Origin of the sequence: Streptococcus sp. 27098_8_75 (assembly GCF_041432475.1) — a bacterium.
In the GTDB taxonomy this organism is placed as follows: domain Bacteria; phylum Bacillota; class Bacilli; order Lactobacillales; family Streptococcaceae; genus Streptococcus; species Streptococcus gordonii.
In genome coordinates this window covers 63,648-85,069 of sequence record NZ_JAPVZR010000003.1, presented here as the reverse complement: position 1 = coordinate 85,069, position 21,422 = coordinate 63,648, and the positions used below count along the sequence as shown (strand labels likewise).

16 protein-coding genes are annotated in these 21,422 nt (G+C 40.4%); 3 read left to right on the top strand and 13 right to left on the bottom strand.

Translation table 11 applies throughout. The features are described 5' to 3' along the window. Nucleotides 1-20: 20 nt before the first annotated feature. The 10 genes from addA to O3640_RS05800 all read right to left on the bottom strand — a co-directional run bounded on the left by addA (nucleotide 21) and on the right by O3640_RS05800 (nucleotide 16,623). Nucleotides 21-3,671: a helicase-exonuclease AddAB subunit AddA gene (gene addA / locus O3640_RS05845; protein ID WP_223349886.1), complete on the bottom strand. Its 3,651-nt coding sequence runs from the start codon at nucleotides 3,669-3,671 to the stop codon at nucleotides 21-23. Beyond that, entirely contained in the window at nucleotides 3,668-6,949 is a 3,282-nt protein-coding gene (gene rexB, locus O3640_RS05840) for an ATP-dependent nuclease subunit B (protein ID WP_268709748.1), read from the bottom strand. Before rexB ends, addA begins: the two co-directional genes overlap by 4 nt. Nucleotides 6,950-7,343: 394 nt before the next feature. Then, the gene (locus O3640_RS05835) at nucleotides 7,344-9,443 is read right to left on the bottom strand and encodes a CocE/NonD family hydrolase (RefSeq protein ID WP_268709749.1); all 2,100 of its coding nucleotides are present in this window, start codon (nucleotides 9,441-9,443) and stop codon (nucleotides 7,344-7,346) included. A 1-nt stretch (nucleotide 9,444) separates the two neighbouring features. After that, nucleotides 9,445-10,512: a hypothetical protein gene (locus O3640_RS05830; RefSeq protein WP_268709750.1), complete on the bottom strand. Its 1,068-nt coding sequence runs from the start codon at nucleotides 10,510-10,512 to the stop codon at nucleotides 9,445-9,447. 638 nt (nucleotides 10,513-11,150) lie between these two features. Then, nucleotides 11,151-12,512, bottom strand: coding sequence for a HAMP domain-containing sensor histidine kinase (locus O3640_RS05825; protein WP_061596816.1), 1,362 nt, complete (start codon nucleotides 12,510-12,512; stop codon nucleotides 11,151-11,153). Continuing rightward, nucleotides 12,509-13,165 (bottom strand): response regulator transcription factor, encoded by a 657-nt coding sequence (locus tag O3640_RS05820; protein ID WP_008809355.1) that lies wholly within the window; start codon nucleotides 13,163-13,165, stop codon nucleotides 12,509-12,511. Before O3640_RS05820 ends, O3640_RS05825 begins: the two co-directional genes overlap by 4 nt. 18 nt (nucleotides 13,166-13,183) lie before the next feature. Further along, a complete protein-coding gene (locus O3640_RS05815; protein WP_061596813.1) occupies nucleotides 13,184-14,401 on the bottom strand; it encodes an ABC transporter permease in 1,218 nt (405 codons plus the stop codon). 7 nt (nucleotides 14,402-14,408) lie between these two features. Next, nucleotides 14,409-15,089, bottom strand: coding sequence for an ABC transporter ATP-binding protein (locus tag O3640_RS05810; RefSeq protein WP_061596811.1), 681 nt, complete (start codon nucleotides 15,087-15,089; stop codon nucleotides 14,409-14,411). Next, the gene (locus O3640_RS05805) at nucleotides 15,076-16,329 is read right to left on the bottom strand and encodes an efflux RND transporter periplasmic adaptor subunit (protein ID WP_061582989.1); all 1,254 of its coding nucleotides are present in this window, start codon (nucleotides 16,327-16,329) and stop codon (nucleotides 15,076-15,078) included. The genes O3640_RS05810 and O3640_RS05805 overlap by 14 nt, the downstream gene beginning before the upstream one ends. A 30-nt stretch (nucleotides 16,330-16,359) precedes the next feature. Further along, nucleotides 16,360-16,623 (bottom strand): hypothetical protein, encoded by a 264-nt coding sequence (locus O3640_RS05800; protein ID WP_061593287.1) that lies wholly within the window; start codon nucleotides 16,621-16,623, stop codon nucleotides 16,360-16,362. 275 nt (nucleotides 16,624-16,898) lie between these two features. On the opposite strand from O3640_RS05800, the gene O3640_RS05795 reads away from it, so the two are divergent. Together O3640_RS05795 and O3640_RS05790 are read left to right on the top strand one after the other, a co-directional pair. Continuing rightward, nucleotides 16,899-17,909 carry a lactonase family protein gene (locus O3640_RS05795; protein WP_061593288.1) on the top strand — a complete coding sequence of 337 codons (1,011 nt, stop codon included), beginning with the start codon at nucleotides 16,899-16,901 and terminating at the stop codon, nucleotides 17,907-17,909. Nucleotides 17,910-17,982: 73 nt separating this feature from the next. After that, on the top strand, nucleotides 17,983-18,168 hold the full coding sequence (locus O3640_RS05790) for a hypothetical protein (RefSeq protein ID WP_045503673.1): 186 nt from the start codon (nucleotides 17,983-17,985) through the stop codon (nucleotides 18,166-18,168). Nucleotides 18,169-18,288: 120 nt separating this feature from the next. On the opposite strand, the gene O3640_RS05785 is transcribed toward O3640_RS05790, so the two are convergent. The 3 genes from O3640_RS05785 to eno form a co-directional block, all read right to left on the bottom strand. Next, nucleotides 18,289-18,693, bottom strand: coding sequence for a PaaI family thioesterase (locus O3640_RS05785; RefSeq protein ID WP_045503675.1), 405 nt, complete (start codon nucleotides 18,691-18,693; stop codon nucleotides 18,289-18,291). Between the two features lie 99 nt (nucleotides 18,694-18,792). Then, nucleotides 18,793-19,383, bottom strand: coding sequence for a hypothetical protein (locus O3640_RS05780; RefSeq protein ID WP_371586792.1), 591 nt, complete (start codon nucleotides 19,381-19,383; stop codon nucleotides 18,793-18,795). 80 nt (nucleotides 19,384-19,463) lie between these two features. Continuing rightward, entirely contained in the window at nucleotides 19,464-20,768 is a 1,305-nt protein-coding gene (gene eno, locus O3640_RS05775; protein ID WP_045503682.1) for a surface-displayed alpha-enolase, read from the bottom strand. A gap of 204 nt (nucleotides 20,769-20,972) precedes the next feature. On the opposite strand from eno, the gene O3640_RS05770 reads away from it, so the two are divergent. Then, entirely contained in the window at nucleotides 20,973-21,422 is a 450-nt protein-coding gene (locus tag O3640_RS05770) for a YueI family protein (RefSeq protein ID WP_061596953.1), read from the top strand.

The window sequence follows — 21,422 nt, the reverse complement described above, 5'->3', positions numbered from 1 at the left end:
TTCTGAAATCAACCAACCAATCAATCCACCTGAACCACCTGAAGCTTCTCACCTCCCAACAGAATCAAATATTTTTCAATCTGAGAAATACCATATGAACGGCTGAGAGCTTGAGCATATAAGTCTAGCTGGCTTCGGTAGCGAGCAATCAACTCTGATGAATCCTTATATTTATCCGTCTTGTAGTCAAAGAGGATAATCCGATCCTCAAAGAGCAGATAGCCATCCAGAATCCCCCGAAGAACAAAGTCCTGACCACTGATTTCGTCCCTCTTGAGCATGGCAAATGGTGCTTCTCGATGCAACTTATCTGAATTAGCTAGCAAGATTTCACCAAGCTGAGTTTCAAAGAAACTTGCAATCTTGTTGAGGTCAATCTGTTTTTTCACAGACTCTTCTGCTTGGACCTGTTTTAGACTTGATTTTAAAACAGACAAGTCCGGCTTCTGATCTAAAGGAATCCTTTGCATAAGTTCATGAACAGCGCTACCGACTTGAGCCCCGGTCACCTTGGCTTTCCGGCCAAAATCAGGCAAGTCAAAGTTAGGCTGAGGCCGAAAAGCTACTCGCTCATCCATGATATCCAGGCCTTCCGTATCCATGATTGGCTCATAAAACTTCTTAATCTGGCTTGGCGTTCGAACACTAGGTAGCTCAATAGCAGAGCGGTATTGGCTATTTAGTCGATCTACACTTTCTAAGATATCCAGAGCCCTGCCGATATCATCGGACTGACGGTTGTCTGTCAAATCATCCGCATCAAAGGGATTTGAATGGTGGATCTGGCCAATCTTGTCAGCAGTCAAATCTTCGTCTCTGACAAATCTCAAATCAAAAGCAAGCTGATCTTCTGAAAAAACAGTCTGGATAGCATAAATCCAATCTTGGAAAGAAGTTAGCTGACTACGTATGGAAGTTGATAAACGTCCCTCTTCTACCTGTCCCCAGCTTCGTTTCTCAAGTTTTTCTTGACTACCTTTTCCAACTAAGTAAAGCTTGGTTTCAGCCCGTGTCATGGCTACATAAAGTAAGCGCATCTGCTCAGAAAGACTTGCTAGCTTGATCTCTTCTAAATTTTGCTGGTAGGGTAGCGTGTCCATTGACAAACGGATTGATCTTGGTTTTACTTCTTCTGGATATTCAACCTCTACATCAGCGATATATTTAATCCCAATCCCATTTTTACGACTCAAGATAATGCTAGAACTGGTATCTTGGCGGTTAAAGGCCTTGTCCATATTAAGCAGAAAGACATACTTGAACTCTAGTCCCTTACTCTTGTGAACTGTCATCAAATGAACCGCATCTTGCGGTGCGGCATAGGGAACGCTAGCCAAATCGTGCTGGTTCTCTAAAATCTTATTAATCATACTAATGAATCGAGACAACCCTTTAAAGCTTGATTTCTCGTAGTCATTAGCTCTGAGTGATAGGGCATAGAGATTGGCTTGACGCTGTGCTCCATTGGGCAAGGCACCAACATAGTCATAATAAAAGCGGTCTTGATAAATCTTCCAAATCAGATCGTACAGAGAATGAGTTTTAGCAAAGGTTCTCCACGATAAGAGCGTCTTTTTAAAGAGCTCTAGCTTCTTTTTAAGGTCTGGCAAGATTAAGTCTGGATGCAATCCTTGATTAGTCAAGGCATTTTCTAACTTCTCATAGAGATTTTCCTGCGATTTTTCCTGACTATTCTGAAGAGCTATTCGAGCCAGCTCATCTTCTCCAAAGTCAAACATTGCTGATTTGAGTAAGGCTGTCAAGGCATAGTCATTTAAGGGATTATTGATCGTTCGCAAAGTGTCCAACATAACCATGACTTCGACAGACTGGAGGTAATTGTCTTCTCCTCCATCTGGTACAAGAGGAATATTGTGCTTGGCAAACTCAGCCAAAATTATATCATTTCGAGTCCGAGAAGCCGTTAAAAGAGTAATGTCCTTAAAGGCAACCGCTTCTTCCTCATGCAGGCGAATGATTTCTTTGATAACTAGAGACACTTCTCCAGCTGAGATACTTTCCCCGCTTAGTTCCTCGCTTGCTACCGTCGAATCATAAAGGAGGAATTCAGCCCTATTTTTGGGGTTAGGTGATGCTTTCGTCGGATTTCCCGCCACCAAATAATGGGTCTCATCATAGTTGATTTCCCCGACCTGCTCATCCATCAGTCTCTTAAAGACATCATTGGTTGCTTCCAGTACCTCTACATGACTACGGAAATTCTCCTTGAGGACAATCAGTTTCCCTTGGCTTGGATCTGCTTGATAAAGCCGAAACTTATCATTGAAAATCTGAGGATCTGCTTGACGAAAACGATAGATGGATTGTTTGATATCCCCCACCATAAAGCGATTATGGCCGTTAGATAAGAGCTCCAACATTCGCTCCTGAGTGTGGTTGGTATCCTGATACTCATCGACCATGACTTCATGGTAACGCTCTTGATAGAAGCTTCTTACCTGTGGAAAGTCCTCTAAAATCTGTATCGCAAAATGGCTGATATCCCCAAACTCAAAAGCATTCTCTGTTTTTTTCCTCTCAAGATAAGTTCGAGTAAAATCACTCATGAAATCGCGCAACAAATCTAGGAGAGGCAGACTATCATCTTGATACTTCTCAAGGAACTCAAATTGATAGAGGCTGGACTCAAGAGCTCGCAAATGCTCGATTCGTTCTTTACGTCCTTGATTAAAGGTATCAGCCAGCTCTTTTAATTCTTCCTTGCGAGTAGTGATGGTCAAGGCTCGGCCACCGCTAGCCCGTGATAGAAGAACCACGTCTTTTAAAACACGGAAATAGTCTTGCTCAGAGGACAATTCCTGCAAACTCCCCAGTTTATCTAGCGCAAGCAACACATTTTCCTGGTATTTAGCTCCTGCAAATTCACGTCCCTCGTTATCCAAGTGAAAACGGAAATAATCTTCGAGGTCAAAAAGAGCACCTTTCACTTGCTGTAAAATTTTGTCTCTCTCACGCGAAAAATCTGTCTCCTCATAGCCTTTAAGGAAAAAGTCCCGCAACCATCTCTGAGGATTGCTGGTTGATTGGAGAAACTGGTAAATGGCGTAGACTTGCTGGCGAAAACCAGAGATGTTCTTTTTCTTGCCCGTGAAATTTTTGACTAACTTTTCAAAAATATCCTTCTGCTCACCAGAATAATATTGCTCAAAAAGCTGCTGAAAAACTTCATTTTTCAACATGGTCTGCTCGCTTGCAGATTGGAGAATACGAAAATTGGGAGCCAATCCAAGAAGATAGCCATACTTGTTGAGAACCTTTTGTGTGAAAGAGTCCATGGTCCCAATATCAGCCGTGGCAATAGCCGCTAACTGCTGGGCTAGGTGCTGTTTAAGTTCTTCATCCTGACTCTCTTTGAGGACTTTACTTAACTCTTTTTCTAGACGTTCCTTGAGTTCTCCTGCCGCTTTTACGGTAAAGGTTGAGATGAAGAGTTCCTGGATGGATACTCCACGGAGGATCTGGTCAATAATCCTCTGAACCATGACAAAGGTTTTCCCTGACCCAGCTGATGCAGAGACTAGGATGTTTTGACCTGAGGAATAAATAGCCTCAATCTGCTCAGCAGTCCGTTTTTGTTCTTTATTAGAAGTGGCTTCAAAATGCTGTAGCTGACTGATTTCTTCTGGACTTAAAAAAGACTTCTTCCTCATTTTTTCAACTCCTCCCTCATCTTTTCTATCCATGCTCGGCGCAGTTTCTCACCAACTGGACGTTTTTCAAATTTAGTCAAATCTAATTTATCTAACTGTCTAGCTTGGCCTAGGTGGCGATTGGCTTCAAAGCCTGTAATAGCCTTAAATTGATCGACGTAAGGTGCTATATTCCGGCCATTTTCTGTATAGGGATTGATCTCAAAGTGGCCAGCTAGAATGCCTTCAGCTACTTTTTTATAGAGAATTTCATTATAAGCTAGTAAAATAGCCAGTTCTTCTTGACTGAGACTATTAACCTTGCTCTTTTCATAAACAGGACCCAAAGAGACCAGCTTATCTGCTAAAAAGAGTCCCTTGTACTGCATGGTTTTCGCAACTTCCTTGACCGCATCTCCTAGCTCTTTGGTATCTTTAAGGGCAACAATAGGCTCTGTCATTTGCAAGTACATGGCACCGAAAAGATCTCTACCTTCCTGCTGACCTTGGAGTTCCTGGATAGCCGCTAGATAAGTCGGAAGCTGAGAATTCAGACCATTAAAAAATTTTTCATAGCTAAACTTAGTCTCACTGGACTTATAGTCCACGACTCCCAGACTCCCATCAGCTAGCAAACGGTCAATTCTATCCACCTTGCCTCGAACACTAACAGCTCTGCCATCTTCCAAGATAAGGAAAGGTTCTTTACTGTTCCCAAAGACTGTTTCTTCCCCAATCGTTTCAATATCAGCTGACTGAGCCAGAACTTGACCAGTTGACTTAGCAGTATCTAGCAGCAATTGACGAGTAAAGAGACTCTCGCTAGATTCATTGTATAGACTTTCAAATTCAGTCTCCCGCATAGTCTCGTCAATTGCCACTTCTAGTCGCTGGTCAAAGTCTCGACTAGTATCCTTCTGAAGTACTTTCTCAAAAATTCGATGCAGAAAATTCCCGTGGCTTCTATCATCCGGATGGATGGTCCACTCTTCCTGTAATCCTAGAATATATTTGATGAAATAGCCATATTGGTTTTTGAAGTATTCGTTTAAAGCAGAGGCGGAAAGTCGAAGGGGCTGATCTTTTGGATAAAGGGCTTGTAGAGTTTCCGGTTGCAGAGGCTCCGTTTTCAGTTCCTTGCTGATTTGTGGAATACTGATGCCTTCTGCTGCCAATTTCTTGCGGAGAACCCGCACAGCCACCGCCCAAAAAGTCTGCTCCTCTGCTGTCCACTCTCGGTCAATCTCCTCTTGGTTGAGTTCGATGATCTGAGACAAGAGAGCTCGGTAGCTACCAATATCGTCACTGGAAGCTTGAGGCTTTTTGACAATGATGGGCAAGGAAAGCGGAGCTGCAGTCAATTCCAGCAGATAGGTCGACATGCTGTCCTCTACTTCATTGACCAAGGCTGGCGCAGACAAGACCAGCTCTTCGGTAGCAGAATTTATCAGCGACAGCGCTGTGTAGCGATTCTTCTTGAGATTCTCAGAACTAGAAATCTGCAGTTCCGCCTGAGAATCCGTTGCGTCATTGATCCGAGCCCGATCTTCATCACTGAGCAAACTCTTGTTTTGCGCGATTTTAGGGAAACGCTCCTGGGTCAGTCCAATCGCATAGACATAAGGAGCTGCTAAAGGCTCTATCAGGTCATAAGACTGAACCTTGACCACATCTACTGTCGCTGGCACCGTCCGATAGTTGGACAAAAGCATACCCGACAGAATCAAGGCTAGAAAATCATCCAGTTTGACCTTGCTATCTGCAAAAACCTGAGCAAACTGCTCTAAGACATGGCTGAAAGCCTTCCAAACTTCCTCATGGCGCTCCTGCTCCTGCTGACTTGCTCCCTGTAGCAGAGCCGTCAAATTGTCCGACAAACGAGCTGCTTGGACGAACTCCGTAAACTTAGCTAAGAGTCCCGATGCCGTCTGACTGCGGGATTTGAAAAAGTCTTGCAGTGGAGCCATGACCCGGCGGCGAATGTGATTGAGACGGCCAAGGTCAAATTTTCCTTGGCTATTAGCCGTGAAATCCTTGGCTAGCTTGCCGGCTCCCTTAATGTCCGCAAAGCGCAGATATTGCTCAAAATGATCCAGCTCCTCCTGAGTCAAATCTCCGTAGAGACCTGTCTTTAAAAGATTGAGCAGGTCTTCCAATTGGAAGTTATAACGCTTGAGTCGCTCCAAGGACTCAACAAACTGAACCAGCGGATGCTGGGCCATCGACTCGCTCCTCCCAAGATAGTAGGGAATCTGATATTGGTCAAAAATGGTCTTGAGCTGAAGCTGGTAGGCTTCCACATCCCCCAAGAGTAGACGAATATCCTTATAACGCACACCATCATGAACCCGCTGCCGGATAGACTTAGCCACATACTCCAGCTCTTCTTTCTGATTCATAGTTGCCCAAATCTGAAGCTGCGAGCGGTCTGTCTCACTAAGACTCACCGTTGATTCTGAAAAGTCATAACGACTCTCCAAGATCTTGGAAATCCGTCCAAAGGCATCTTCTGCTTCCGCATGAGGGATATAGTCAGGCTTGACTTGATAGTCCTCGGCCAGCTTTCTCAGAAAATCCACGCTGGCCTGATAGAGATTGCCCTCACGAAAGGCTGCTCGATAGGCTTTTTGGCTGGCATAGGTTCCGATAATAATCTCCACACCTTTTCGATGCAAGAGACCGACTAGGTATTCCTCTTCAGCAGAAAAACGAGTGAAGCCGTCGATGACCAGAGCTAGATTCTCCAATTCCTCATCGGTATCGCCAGCCAGAATATGCTGGGCAAAAGCGGCAATCTGAGAAGACGAATCAAAATCGCCCTTATTCAGAGCAGCAGTCACCGCTGTAAAAATCTTGACCAGATCCTCCCGCTTCTCAGGCTCCTCAAGAAATTCCAAATCCGCAAAGGACATCTGGGCAGTCTGCAATTCATGGTAAAGATCCATCAGCTGCTGGATAAACTGGGGATCCTTCTTAATCCTACCATAGACCTTAAGCTCTCCATCATCTAACTCTGTCAAGGTCCGATAAATTAGCATTCCCAGACCAATATCGTCCAAACTTTGCCCTTTCCGTACATCATTGAGGACAAAATACCGAGCCATCTGGGCAAAGCGCGTCACCGTAATGGCAAAGGAAGCCTTGTTTTTCAGGCACTCCAAAACCGCCCGCTCCTTCTCAAAAGAAAGCGAATTTGGCGCAATATAAAAGACTCGCTTACCAGTTGCCACCAAACTCTCAGCCTCAGCCACTAAAACCTTGGTCAAAGAATGGCGAATATCTGTATAAAGTAATTTCATAGCCTGCCTTTTCCTCTAGAAAATATAGGTTTATTATATCATTTTTGCAGGAATTTGACTCCTAGCTTTACACATTCAACTACCCCATTTTCATTCTCTAACAACTAGCTGAGACATCTTGTATCTACTTATTTTTTCCTGATTTTTTCAAAAGCATAAACTTCAATTATTTTAAAATACTTCAAATTAAAACACCCCGAAGGTTAGATCATTTCTAACTTTCAGGGTGTGATTTATCGGCTAGACTGCTAAGAAAAATTTGCCTTTCTCAAGATGCTAGCTTCATAACACTAAAGGAGATACATTAGAGGTCAGTATTTCTTCTCCAGACTTTCAAGTTAATCCAGCAAGCAAGATGGGAAATGCCAAGTGTAAATAAAATGCTGAGATAGCATTATTTCTTTTCTTTACGTCCACCAATCACTTTCCATAATCCGGCTAAAAGTAAGCTTAGCATACCATAGATTGACCAAGAATTTTCTTTTTGACCAGTTTCAGGAAGTCTTGCTTCTCTTGAAAGAGCCACTTCTTTTGAAGAAGCATCATTTTCTTTGTGTTCAAGATTAGCGATTTCAACCTTTTGTTCCTTACGGAATTCCATAGAGTCCCGTCCTACTGGTGGTTGTTGATCCATTTGTCCTCCTGGCTTAAGATCAGAGCCACTTCCCTTGTCCTGCTGATTGTCCTTTTCTACCGCAGGGTTCTTTTTAGCAATTGCTAGGATGCGGTCTGCTAACTTAGCATACTCGGTATCTTTCTCATTTGGTTGGTAACGAAGTAAGAGAGATTGACTTTCTTCTACAATTGGTATCGTTGCAGAAATAGAATCTGTCTTAAACTTGACTTCGTATGGATCAGCATAATAAATGTAGTCTGGGTCAAAAGCATGTAAGGTTAGGACCAGACGATGACCCTTTTTAACAGTATACAAGTTTGGCTGCAAGTACATAGTATAGTTGTGGTACTCATTTTCTTTTAGATCGATTGAATGTCTAGAACTTGCAGAATTAAAACCTGAATCTGGGTTAGCCAAATTCATCCAGCCTCTAGAGATAACCACACTTTTCACTTTATGCGTCTTGTATTCTTTAACCGGAAGACTGTCTAGATTGCTACCATGCCAGTCCCCTTTTTCATCAACCGTTTCTTTTTCGAGTGTACGAGTACTATAACCGTCCTTATCATAAGTGATTTCTTCTTTGACAACATCAAATTCCTCATCAGATACATCCATCAAAGTCGCGCTGACATGGGCATGCTTCTTATCACCTTTCAAGAAGGCTGCACTAAAATGAAGAGGGATATGGCCTTTAATAGTAATATCACGATCAACTGGAGCCGCATATGAAGCACTGACAGCAGATGAATGAAAGGCTGCGTCTTGGTTTCTCGTAGTCCAATTTTCACCCGTGCCATAAAAATCACTAGATACAGTCACATCCTCTCTCTTGGAATAGGAACGAGCAGTGATTTTATTGCCTGTTTCCCATTTGTCAAATCGACGCCACTTGGTTGGATCTAGGTTGTCCTGAGCAGTCACCTGCGGAAGATGTTCAATGCCATTTTGAAGACCGAATAAATAATGACTATACCATTGATTCATTAAATCATTAAATGCTTGACCAGCCACTGTAGTTCCTGCCCAGCGAGTGGATGGATAAACGTGATTTCCTTGGTGGAGCAATACTTTTGGATCTATACCTGCCTTTTTATATGCTTCTAGCATTAATTCAAAATGTTTTGGTTTAACATTATCATCATTTAGACCTTGGATCAGCAAAGGAGCAGCTTTTAGATTGGCTGCATTTAAGGTATAGTCACGCTTAGCATATTCTTCATTATAATTATGACCATCCTTGTGTTGAAGCTCGTTGAGTTTTGTGATATAAGCAGCATAGTAGTCTTTAATTTTATCCCAGTCATCTTTGTCTAAGATCCTACCAGAGGTATAAACAGACAACCAAGATAGATCATTTGAGGCACCTGTATCAAGAGGAGAACCTTGACTATTAAAGTGATCATACCAACTGGCAATTCCCGCTGCCGGTACTATTGTTTTAAGACCTTCTACACCAGTAGATGCAACCCCAAAAGTAGTTGTTCCAGCCCAAGACAAACCAGTCATAGCAACATTGCCACTCGACCAATCCGCCTTGACCTCCCGATTGCTTGTTTTATCCGCATAGGCCTTGCGTTTGCCATTCAACCATTCGATAATACTCTTGTAGGCAGCAACTTCCAAATCAGAGCCAGTTGTATTGATTCCATCTGACCCTTTTGAGCCCAAGCCACTACTTGTTACAACCGCATAACCACGGACTAGGTAATAATTGTACCAGTTCAGGTTTTCATAATCATAATGAGTGTAATCTGCTGAACTTTCACGTGGATTGACATAGTACCAATCTTTAGGTTTAGTCGCTTTTGCAACCTCTTCTGTCGAAACTTCTTTGACTGCTTTTCTCTTGTCTGGCTTGGTATAGAGCTTAGCCATGTCAAATTTGCCACCCTCTTTGAGACCAAGCCCTTCTAGGGTACGTTCTTCTACCTGCAACGTATGGGCTAGCTTCAAAGATTGTCGGAGCTTTATAATCCCCTTTTACAGCAGCTTTCGGAACTTGGACGAAGGTCTTTACCAAGTCTGGTTTCCCATCTCCATCTGTATCATAGTCCGTTTCAACATAAACAACATAACGAACAATATCACTATTCTCATATGAATAATGTTCAGGATCATCACCACGAGTAAATGGGAAAATAGGCTGTGCTCTACCATTCATAAAGAGAGGTGTCTTGCGCTCTGCTCTGTAAGCAGCATGGAGTTTTTTAGCTGCAGCAACCATAGTAACAAGGTCTGTAACTGGATCGGATCCTTTCGCCTTTTGGTCAATCATTCCTAGACTCTTAGCAAAGGCTAAACGATCCTGGTCAGTTGAACCAACTTGTCCTTCTTTTGTCGATGCCCATTTCAAGAGTTGATTAACAGCTTCGCCAACTGTTGCTTCCTTCTTAGAATCTTCCTCAGTCCTTGCTTGACCAGTTACTTCTGACAAGTCTGCTAAGGTCGTCTTAGGTGGATTAGACACTCTAGTAGCACTTCTATCATTTCCTGGCTCTTTATTCGAAGTTACAGTTGCTGAATTGTTCTCTTCTCTTGGATCAACTTTCTTTTCAGTATCACTACCAGTATCTGCTACTGGCTTTTCAGGAACCGCTCCCTTGTCCGTAGCTGATTTATCTGATACATTTGAAGACTCAGAAACTGCTTTATCGAAATGATTTTCCTTCTCACCTATAGATTGATTGGAATCGATTGCTTCCTCAACGACCGCTTTTTGCCCTACATTTTCTGTAGAGCTTTCCTTAGACACTTCGGCATTCTCACTTGACGCTACTTGCTCAGATACCGATTTATCAGGACTAGACTCTTGATCCGTACTGGTCGCTAACACTGGCTCAACACTATTTGAGCCAACTTCGTCTGCTTGAACATAACGTGCCAAAACAAGAGGACTAATCAATAAACTTGCAGCTACAATCGAAACAATGGTTGATTTTTTCATAAAATGACTCCTTATACCATGTTTTCAAAATCAGCAGTCAAGGCTAGTAGATACAATTTCCTTCACTGCCGTTTGATAAACAAATAACGAAAAAATTTTTAAATACATTCAGGACTTTCAAAAGCTTGAAACGCTCCACCCCTCTTTCGCTTTATACAATGCCTCCTTTTAAAAAGGCAAGTTAACTACTTCTCTTTTTTGAAAATATCTACTCTATTTCTTAAACTTAAATAGAAAGCAAGATCATTAAAGAGGAGAAACAATTAGGAAATTAAACTATAATACACTATTTTAAAAGCCAATTAGTATCAGATACTGCAAAACATAAACTAGCAAATTACTGATAAATCAAGCCAAACTACTCATTATATTTTTCTAAGACTCACGTTTTACTGAAAACACCTCTTAATCAAATAAATCCTATTGGCGCAAATTTAACTACAGTCAAAGAGGCTTTCTGAGGGCCTCTTACTATTATTCTTCAGCAAACTACAGCTTCATTCTAGCACTATATGTAAGCGCTGTCAATCTATCTTTGTCTATTTTACACAAAATCAAAAAAAATAAGAACACCACATTGTTCTGTGGTGTTCTTATTAGATTGTAAAATCTATTCCTGCTTGTCTAAGAGTTTTCAATTAAAAGGAAATGCTAAATCGCATCCATTTACCATCAACAGCTTCAAACTTATAAGCAAACTGATGCTTATCTAAAATTTGCTGAACGATAAAGAGTCCCAGGCCAGTCCCTCCATCTTTCCGGTTTCGGCTATAATCCGGCCTGTAAAATGGTTGAAAGATCTGCTGGATCTGAGTCTCATCTAAAACACGCTCAGCCTGGTTTTCAATGACCAAGAGGTGTTCTTCAAGGCGGATTAAGATTTTCCCATTTTGAACAGTATAGTTAAAAGCATTATCAATGAGATTTTTGATCGCCTTGACCAAGTAGATCTTATTGCCCTTCATTTCAGCCTCTTCTAAACTCACTTGGAACTGATAGTGCTTCATGTCTGCCATCAGTTTGTAGGCGCCGAGATTTTCTTCTAGAACCTGCTTCAACGAAAAGACTTCCTCAGTCACCTCTGTTCCCATCTCCATTTTAGAGATAGCTAAGATGGACTGAACCAGAGCGGATTGCTCTTCTAAAATTTCTCGACATTTATGAAGGTAGGTATCTCGATCCTTGAATTCCCCTACGCCGTATATCATACCGTCAATCATTCCCATCATACTGGTTATTGGCGTCTTCAGCTCATGGGAAGTCATACGAAGGAACTCAGCCTTCTCTCTTTCACTCTCTGCAACCTTTTCATTTTCCACTCTCAACGCTTCCATACTTGTCATCAGGTTGGCATAAAGGTGATTGATATCCTGAGCGAGTTCAGCGATTTCATCTTTTCCTTTAGCTACACAAACAACATCCGGCGCTAAACTGGTCATCTGACGAGTTGCAGCCGATATATCCTTTATCCGCTGACTAGAGGTCCGGCTGTAAAGATAGGCAGAAAGTCCTCCTAGGCTAAGGGATACGACTAAAACAAAAGGATAGAGATTGAGCAAAATATGACTGGCATCACTGACGGGCTGCAGAGAATATTCTCCCTGCAGGGTCAAGATTTTTCCATCTGATGTTTTAAGCTTCTTACTGATACTTTTATGCTTAGCTGTTCCATCAGCCATGGTAGGAAGGATTGTTAGTTGTAAGGAATCTTGGGTTTCACTTACTTCAACAGTCGGGTAAATGACCTGATCTTTGGCGTCTGTCAAATTAAACCAGATTCGATTATTTTTATGACTATAATCAGTGAGAAGAGATTTCATTTCGTCAATCGACTTTCCCTTCATTTGCTGAGTCACTTGTTCAAATTCATGATTAGCTTCTCTACTCTTTACTTGCTCATAATAGATTGGCATAGCAAAATAGAGACTAGCAAGCACTACTGTGACAACGACAAAGATAATCGAACTGGTCAGCAGGAAATTCTTTTTTACAATCTTCACGCCTGATCTCCACCCAATTGATAGCCCATACCAGTAATGGTTGACAAAGGAATTCCAGGAACTTTCTTGCGAATATTCTTAATATGATTGTCCAAGACACGACTATCTAGCTCACTATAGCCCCAAATAGTATTCATAAGCTGGTCTCTTGTCACTAAATGGCCCTTACGTTTAGCAAGAACTTCTAGAATTTCATACTCCTTCTTGGTCAGAGCTAGCTTTTCTCCTTGCCAGAAAATCGTACAATCTTCTAAAACCACGCGCAAGTCACCGATGACAATTTCAGAATAAACGGCAGTTCGACGTAAAATATTTTCTATTCTTTTCACCAAAATGAGGGGTGAAAAAGGCTTAGTCACGTAATCGCTGATTAAGTGATTAAAACTCACTAGCTGGGTATATTCATCATCTAGAGCAGTTAAAATCATGACTGGGATCTGCGATGTCTTACGGATTTCCTTTAGGACATCTAAACCACTAACGGATGGCAACATCATATCTAAAATGACTAAATCAAAAGTCTCTTCTTCAAACTGACGTAGAGCCTCTGCCCCATCATAAACCGGTGTAACACTGTAGTTACTTTCCTTTAAAAATTCACATATGACTTGGTTGATAGTAGTATCATCTTCTACGACCAAAATCTTATACATAACGACTCCTTATTACTTCTATTCAAAGCGCAAAGCTTCGATTGGATCAAGCTTGGACGCTTTGACGGCTGGTAGCAATCCAAATACTACCCCTATTATACAACAAAATAGCAAACTTACAAAGACTGAGAAGAGGGAAAGAATGTAAGGATAAGCCAGTGACTGAGTAATAGCAAAACCAGATAGGATTCCAGCCACTACTCCTATAAATCCACCCATCAAGGTCAAGATAACTGCTTCAATTAAAAACTGCTTGAGAATGATTTTTCGTCTTGCTCCCAAAGCCTTCTTAATACCAATTTCACGAGTCCTTTCTGTAACAGAGACTAGCATGATGTTCATAACACCAATCCCTCCGACCAGAAGGGAAATACTGGCAATCCCTGCCAAAAGTACAAAGTTTGATTGGTTCAAATTATCCAATTGACGTTCAAATTCCTGTAAATTTAGCACCCCAAACATATAATCAGAACTAGGGACTTGTTGATTGAGATAATCTCCAACTTTTTTTGCCACCTTCTTCAGGTCATCTGCTTTATAGGTTTGAACTGTCACCTCTGGATTAACATTCAACTCCTCAAAAAGTCTGTGCCATTGTTGGAGTGGAATATAGGCAACCCGATCAGCTCCCGCTGTCAAGCCACTTTGTTCCGTAGACTCAAAAACACCAATTACCTTGAAAGGACTTCCCTTGACTTCAATGTATTTTCCAATACCATTTCCATTTGGGAAGAGACTATCATAGAGAGATTTTTCCAGATAAGTAACCTGCTCTTGGTTTTGGAAAGCAGGATCCGAAAAATCTGCACCCTCTATGGTCCGCATTTTCTTGATTTCTGCAATATTTTGAGAAACAGCCTGTACCTTACCAGATGTTTTTTGTTCCAGATGGTAAATCTTGTCATCCGTTCCATAGGTTAAAAGAGCATTTTTAACACCAGGAATTTCTCGAATCTTATTCAGTATATCTTCACCCATGAAAGGGATGTAGCCAGGTTTTTTTGCCTGAGCCTTTTCAGGTATACTAGGGTCAATCACATTCTTCTTGTCATAGACCACTTTGATGGTATTATTACTGCCACCGATCAACTGTCTCTTGGTATTTTCTGTATTTCCTTCGATAATTGAAAAGATAGCAATGATGGCACCGATCCCAATGATAATTCCCAGCATGGTCAGCATTGAGCGCATTTTATGCGATAAAATGGAATTTAGAGCTACAAAAATATCTTCCATAAATGTCTTAATTCCTTTCTACCTCTTTGTGTTCAATATTTCCATCACGTAAAACAACTGTTTTCTTGCACATTTGAGCCACTTCTGGTTCATGGGTAATAATCACGATTGTCTTTCCAGCTTCATTAAACTGCTTAAAAAGTTCCATGATTTGTACGCTGGTCTTGGTATCCAAGGCCCCAGTCGGTTCATCTCCAAGAATAAAACTTGGGTTAGTAACCAAAGCGCGGGCAATGGCTACCCGCTGCTTTTGTCCCCCTGATAATTCCATTGGCTTAAATTCGCTTCGCTCTTCTAAGCCTACCAAACGTAACATTTTCATTGCCCGTTCCCGTCTTTCCTTTTTGGGAATCTTCATATAGGTTAAAGGCAATTCCACATTTTGACAAGCTGTTAACTTTGGCATCAGATTGAAGTTCTGAAATACAAAACCAATTTTTTGATTTCGTAAATCTGACAATTGATTGTCTGATAGATTGGATACATCTGTACCTTCAATATGATAACTTCCAGCATTAGCCTTGTCCAAGCACCCTATGATATTCATCAGAGTTGATTTACCAGAACCTGACGGTCCCATAATCGCTAGAAAATCACCCTCTTTCACATGAAGATCGATTCCTTTTAGAATAGGAAATTCCTGACTGCCCTGTTGGTAAGATTTATGAATTTCTTTAAGCTTTAACATCTGCTCCTACCTCCATGCCCTCTTTCATGCCGTCCTTAACACTAGAGATACTGTCTTCCATCTTCAAACCTTCTGTGATTTCAACAAGCGAACCCTTAAGAGCCTTGGTCTTGACTTCTTGTTTTTTGATCTTTTTGTTTTCTACTTTCCAAACATAAGATTTACCGTTTTCTGTGAACACATAAGATTTATTCACGACAACCTTGCCAGCTTCAGGCGCATTTTCAATAACATTGACATAAGTATGAGAACCAATCAAAGGCATATTTTCGGCTTGGTCTAACTCTACTTTATATGGGTATTTAGCTTGATTTGGATTTTCCTGTTGTTGTTTGTTACCATTTGCTGCTGCATCCGCTGTAAGAGTACCGACTTGAGTTACTGTGCCTGTCCATTTTTTCTTAGGGTTTTTACGATCAACTACTTCAACTTTTTGTCCAACTTGTAATTTCTCACGATCAAATTCACTAACGTTCCCTTTTACAAAAGTCTTGGACTTGTCCATGATTTCGATAAAGTTTTCTTCTTCTTTCTTAGCTTTTGATTGAGTCGGTAAGTCTTCATTCATAGAAGTGATAGTGCCCGCTGTATCTGCTGTTACTGTATCATATTTCATTCGGTCTGATTCAGTTTGAGCAGTAGCCTGAGCTTTTTCTGCTTCTATCTGAGCATTTTTTACTTCATTATCAGCTGAATTCGCATCGCTTAAACTTTGTGCAACTTCATCTTCCGCAGATTTGATCTGATCTAGTAGGGACTCATCGTTATTCGCATTATATTTTTCACGCAAACTGTTCAAATTTGCTAATTTACGATTATAAGTCTCCCACTTAATTGAAGCATTACTTTGCGCCGTACTAATACTATTAGACTTAGCCTGAGCATCATATTGAGCTGATTGAGCTGTCAGCTCTTGGGAAGTTACATAGGAAAAGAGAGGTTGTCCCTGTGTGACAGTGTCGCCATTTTTGACGAATACTTCCTTGACCTCACCTTTTGATGGATCGATCTTAACCTTACTGCTATTATTCGGTGCAACTTCACCAGATAAAACCAAGCTTTTCTTCTTGGCTTCATCCACAGCTTCTTGAACTGTTTTAGAGTCAACTTTATTGTTGACAACAACAGATTGATTTTGACCTGGCTGCAAAAGGAAGTACCCTCCCACAGCTACACAAGTCAATAAAGCTACACTACTGATTAAAATAATTTTAGAATTTTTCTTTTTTCCTCGTAACATACTGCCTCCAAGTCTCACGACCACTCATTATTATTCTGCGCTTGAATCTGCTGTATCTGTATCTTCTTCATTATCAACCGGAATTTGAACAATATTTCCATCTGGCATAGTATATTCTGTCACTTCTTTCCCATCAACTACTTTGTTTTTCTTATCTACAGCATCCTTCTTGTAATCAATTGGCTTGCCATCTAAGGTCTCTGTTTTTTGCTTATCCTTATTTCCACAAGCTGCTAAAAATATAATTGAGAGTCCTAAGACAGTGATAAGAGTAGCTAATTTTTTAAAGTTCATGATGTTCTCCTTTTTAGTAAGTTATTGGGTTAAAATCTGTTGTAAATGTTTTTATCAACAAACATAAACAGCTTTTTAACCTTTTTGTTTTGTTTGAACAAATCTATTCTAACAAAGCTATCTAAGACCCTCCTACCTGCCATCTGTTTTTTTTGTGTTTTTTAAACTGATACTATTCTTTTGAATTTTTTGCATATCCTATCATGAAAACCAATCCAAGCTATTTTATGATATAATGACAATATCTTTAATAAACACCAATACGAGGTAAGATTATGACACAAACAGTTTACTTTGGTACCTATACCCGACGGGAGTCAAAAGGTCTTTACAAGGCAGATTTTGACTCAAATAATGGAATTTTGTCAAACTTAGCGCTAGTGGCCGAAGAAGCCAGTCCGACCTATCTTGCATTTGACGCTGCTGATCATCTTTATACTGTGGGGGCTGAAAATGGGCAAGGAGGAATCGCTGCATTTGATAAGGATTTCAAACTTTTAAATCATGTCGTTGAAGAAGGAGCTCCTCTATGCTATGTTGCAGTAGATGAAAAGCGTGATTTGGTATATGGAGCCAACTATCATAAGGGGCAAGTCCTAGTCTACAAACGTTTATCTGATGGCAGTCTGGAGCTAGCAGATTCAGACACGCATGAAGGATCTGGTCCACATGAGAATCAAGCTTCTGCTCATGTTCACTTCACTGACTTAACACCTGATCAATACCTAGTTACATGTGATTTAGGAACTGACCAAGTGGTAACCTATGACCTTTCAGAAGATGGGAAACTAAAAAAATTAGATACATACACTTGCTCGCCTGGTGCTGGAGCACGCCATCTAGTCTTCCATAATTATTACAAAATGGCTTATCTCATTTGTGAACTAAACTCAACGATTGAAGTTCTTATCTATGATGGTGTTGGCCAATTTGAACACCTACAAACTATCTCGACCCTACCTGAAGACTTCACTGGAGCAAATGGTACTGCTGCTATCAGACTTTCTGCAGATGGCAAATTTCTCTATGGATCCAATCGTGGGCATGATTCAATCGCCGTCTATAAAATTCTCAAGGATGGTAGTTTGGAGTTGGTCGAAATTACACCAACCAATGGAAAGAATCCACGAGATTTTAATATCACACCTGATCAAAACTACATTATCGCAGTTCACCAAGACTCTGACAATGCGACAGTTTTCAAACGTGATATAGAAAGCGGTAAATTAACAGAAGTCTCTCATGACTTTTATGTTCCTGAATCTGTCTGTGTCACCTTTAAATAAGCAGATTCCTTGCTTTCTATTTAAAAGTTTGATTAAATTATTACCGTATGAAAAAATGACTAAGGAGCCTATTATGAATCCCCTAGATTTATTTAACCAAGTAAAAGAAATGATCGAAAAGAAAGATTTCGATGCAGCTAAAAAGTTTGTTGAAGATAATAAAGACAAACTTGGCGAATACCTAGACCAAGCCAAAAAGTTAGTAGCTGGAAATGAAATGGCCAGTGACGCTATCGATAAAATCAAAGGTTTGTTTTAAGCAAACTAAAAAAAGCATCCTCATTGAGAGATGCTTTTTTATATATACTAAATTTCAGATACTGGCTAGGCATTTTAAAAAATAGGTCCCAGTTTCTAGTTAAAAACTGGGACTTAAGTACTAAATATTAATCTGACTTTCTTCTTTTCTTTGCCCTGTAACAAACATGGTAAATGTTGCCTTGCAGACATTTTCTTTTTCTTGATTGCTAATAACCACATCTACTACTCTCGTTTTACGTCCTGGATGAACACAGTTCCCTGAGATAGTAAGCTTATCACCTGCATGTCCTGCTCGCAGGTAGTTAATTGAAGACTGGAGCGTTACTCCATCTAAACCTTGTGATATCAAGACTAGACCAGAAATCTGATCACAGAGAGTAAAAAGGTAGCCACCGTGAGCATTACCATAATAGTTTAGAGAAGACGTCACCACTTCGGTCGTAACAATGACTTGGCCATCCTCCATTTTTTCAATTTCGTAGTTCTCAAATGCTGAAATCGCATCAAAGTGAAAATCTTTCATTTATTTCTCCTCACAATCTGTGTCTTATCATACTACTTTTCATCGATTCAAGCAAGGAAAGTTCCCAACAAATCTATAAAAAATCTGCTTCTAGCTAATCTATTTTCTTTGCTGATTTCTTTTATTAATAAAGTCTTTTAATTCTTCCAATCGTTCTCTTGTTAGCGATTGAGCAAGAAAACCATCTTCGTTAACATCTTTGCCTTCATTAAATTCATGCATAGGAACATTATCATACTGCTTTACATTTACTGGTATAAGCTTCCCTTCGCCATAAGTTATAATCTCTATATTACTATCACTAAAAAAAGCTCCATAGTAGTCTTCTCGAACTACTACTGTCTGCCCTTTTTCCTCAAGATAGGCATAATGGCTTACTGGAACATAAATTGTAAAAAGAAAGCCAATTATAGGAGAAACTGCCAACAGCAACAAACCTAAAGCAAGAGCAGGATAAAGAACCCATTTATATCTTTCAATCAATAAATAGAAAGCGAGGAATAAAAAGAGAAAAGCAAGCCACGGACTCAACTGAGGTTTCCACAATATACTGGTGACCAAAAAGAATAAAAGAACCGCTAAAAGTGCCAGATTCCTAGGCTTCCATCGATGAGCTACAAGAAGTCCAACAATCAAGAGAATAAGAGCTGGCCACTCTCTACTTAGAATATATAGAAGAAAATAAATCATCTCCCGAGTCTCCCTTTACTTTATTCAAAAATCCCTCAAGTCAAGCTTGAGGGATCCTTACTTCATTCAATCTGAATGAATTATTTTTTCAAGTTGTAGAAAGATTGAAGACCTTTGTATTGAGCAACTTCACCAAGTTGATCTTCGATACGAAGCAATTGGTTGTATTTAGCAATACGGTCTGTACGTGAAAGTGAACCAGTCTTGATTTGACCTGCGTTAGTTGCAACTGCGATGTCAGCGATTGTTGAATCTTCAGTTTCACCTGAACGGTGTGATACAACTGCAGTGTAACCAGCTTCTTTAGCCATTTCAATCGCTTCAAAAGTTTCAGTAAGAGTACCGATTTGGTTAACTTTGATAAGGATTGAGTTAGCAGCACCTTCTTTGATACCACGTGCAAGGTAGTCAGTGTTTGTTACGAAGAAGTCGTCACCAACAAGTTGTACTTTCTTACCAAGACGTTCAGTAAGAGCTTTCCAACCATCCCAGTCATTTTCATCCATACCATCTTCGATAGTGATGATTGGGTATTTGTTAACCAATTCTTCAAGGTAGTCGATTTGTTCTGCAGATGTACGAACAGCAGCGCCTTCACCTTCAAATTTAGTGTAGTCGTAAACTTTACGTTCTTTATCGTAGAATTCTGATGATGCACAGTCAAATCCGATAAATACATCTTTACCTGGAACATAACCAGCAGCTTCGATAGCAGCGATGATAGTTTCTACACCATCTTCAGTTCCTTCAAAACGAGGAGCGAATCCACCTTCGTCACCAACGGCAGTTTCCAAACCACGAGATTTAAGGATTTTCTTAAGAGCGTGGAAGATTTCAGCACCGTAACGAAGAGCTTCTTTGAATGTTGGAGCACCAACTGGCAAGATCATGAACTCTTGGAATGCGATTGGAGCATCTGAGTGAGATCCACCATTGATGATGTTCATCATTGGAGTTGGAAGTACTTTAGTGTTGAATCCACCAAGGTAGCTGTAAAGAGGGATTTCAAGGTAGTCAGCAGCAGCACGAGCTACAGCGATAGACACACCAAGGATTGCGTTTGCACCCAATTTACCTTTGTTAGGAGTACCGTCAAGAGCGATCATTGCACGGTCAATAGCTTGTTGGTCACGAACATCGTAACCGATGATAGCTTCAGCGATAACATTGTTTACGTTATCAACTGCTTTTTGTGTACCAAGACCACCGTAACGAGATTTGTCGCCATCACGAAGTTCAACTGCTTCGTGTTCACCTGTAGAAGCTCCTGAAGGAACCATTCCACGTCCGAATGCACCTGATTCAGTATAAACTTCTACTTCAAGTGTTGGGTTACCGCGTGAGTCTAGGACTTCGCGAGCGTAAACATCAGTAATAATTGACATTTCTTACTCTCCTTTGAGTTTTTTTATTTACTCTTCTATCATACTCTAAATAAGCGTTTTTTTCAAGAAAAAATCGTCTCTTAACCTTAAAAAATCTAGATTTATCAAGCAACCGCTTACACATTGCATACTTTTTCTATTTTGATGAAATATTATGAAATAAGTATTTTTGCAGCCCCTATGACTTTATGCTATACTAAACCTATGACAGATATTAATAAAGTAATCATGGAGAAAGCCCAAGGCGGTGCCAAACTTAAGCCTGATGAGCAACGTAAATTTTTAGGAACTTTTGAGGAACGAGTACTGGTCTCCTGCTCTGTTGAGCAAGCAAATGGCTCTCTCGTTCGTAGTCACTTCAAAGAAGTGCTCAGCAAAATTGTAGAAGAATATCAGCCTGTCCTAGTCAAAATTTCACCAGAAGTGGAGTCTAGCAATCAAATCTTTTATTTAAAAATATCTAAAGATCTTAGTTGTGAGGCAACAATTGTTTCTAGTGATTGCCAAACTTCTCCATTTGGCCTCATTATCCACAGTGACCATCTAGTCCAAGTGGATGATAAGGACATGTTCCAACAGTTTGCTAGTCTTTTTCAGCCAACAGAAAAGCCTACAAAAGAAAAGCAATCTATCTGGAAAAAGTGGTTTGGATAA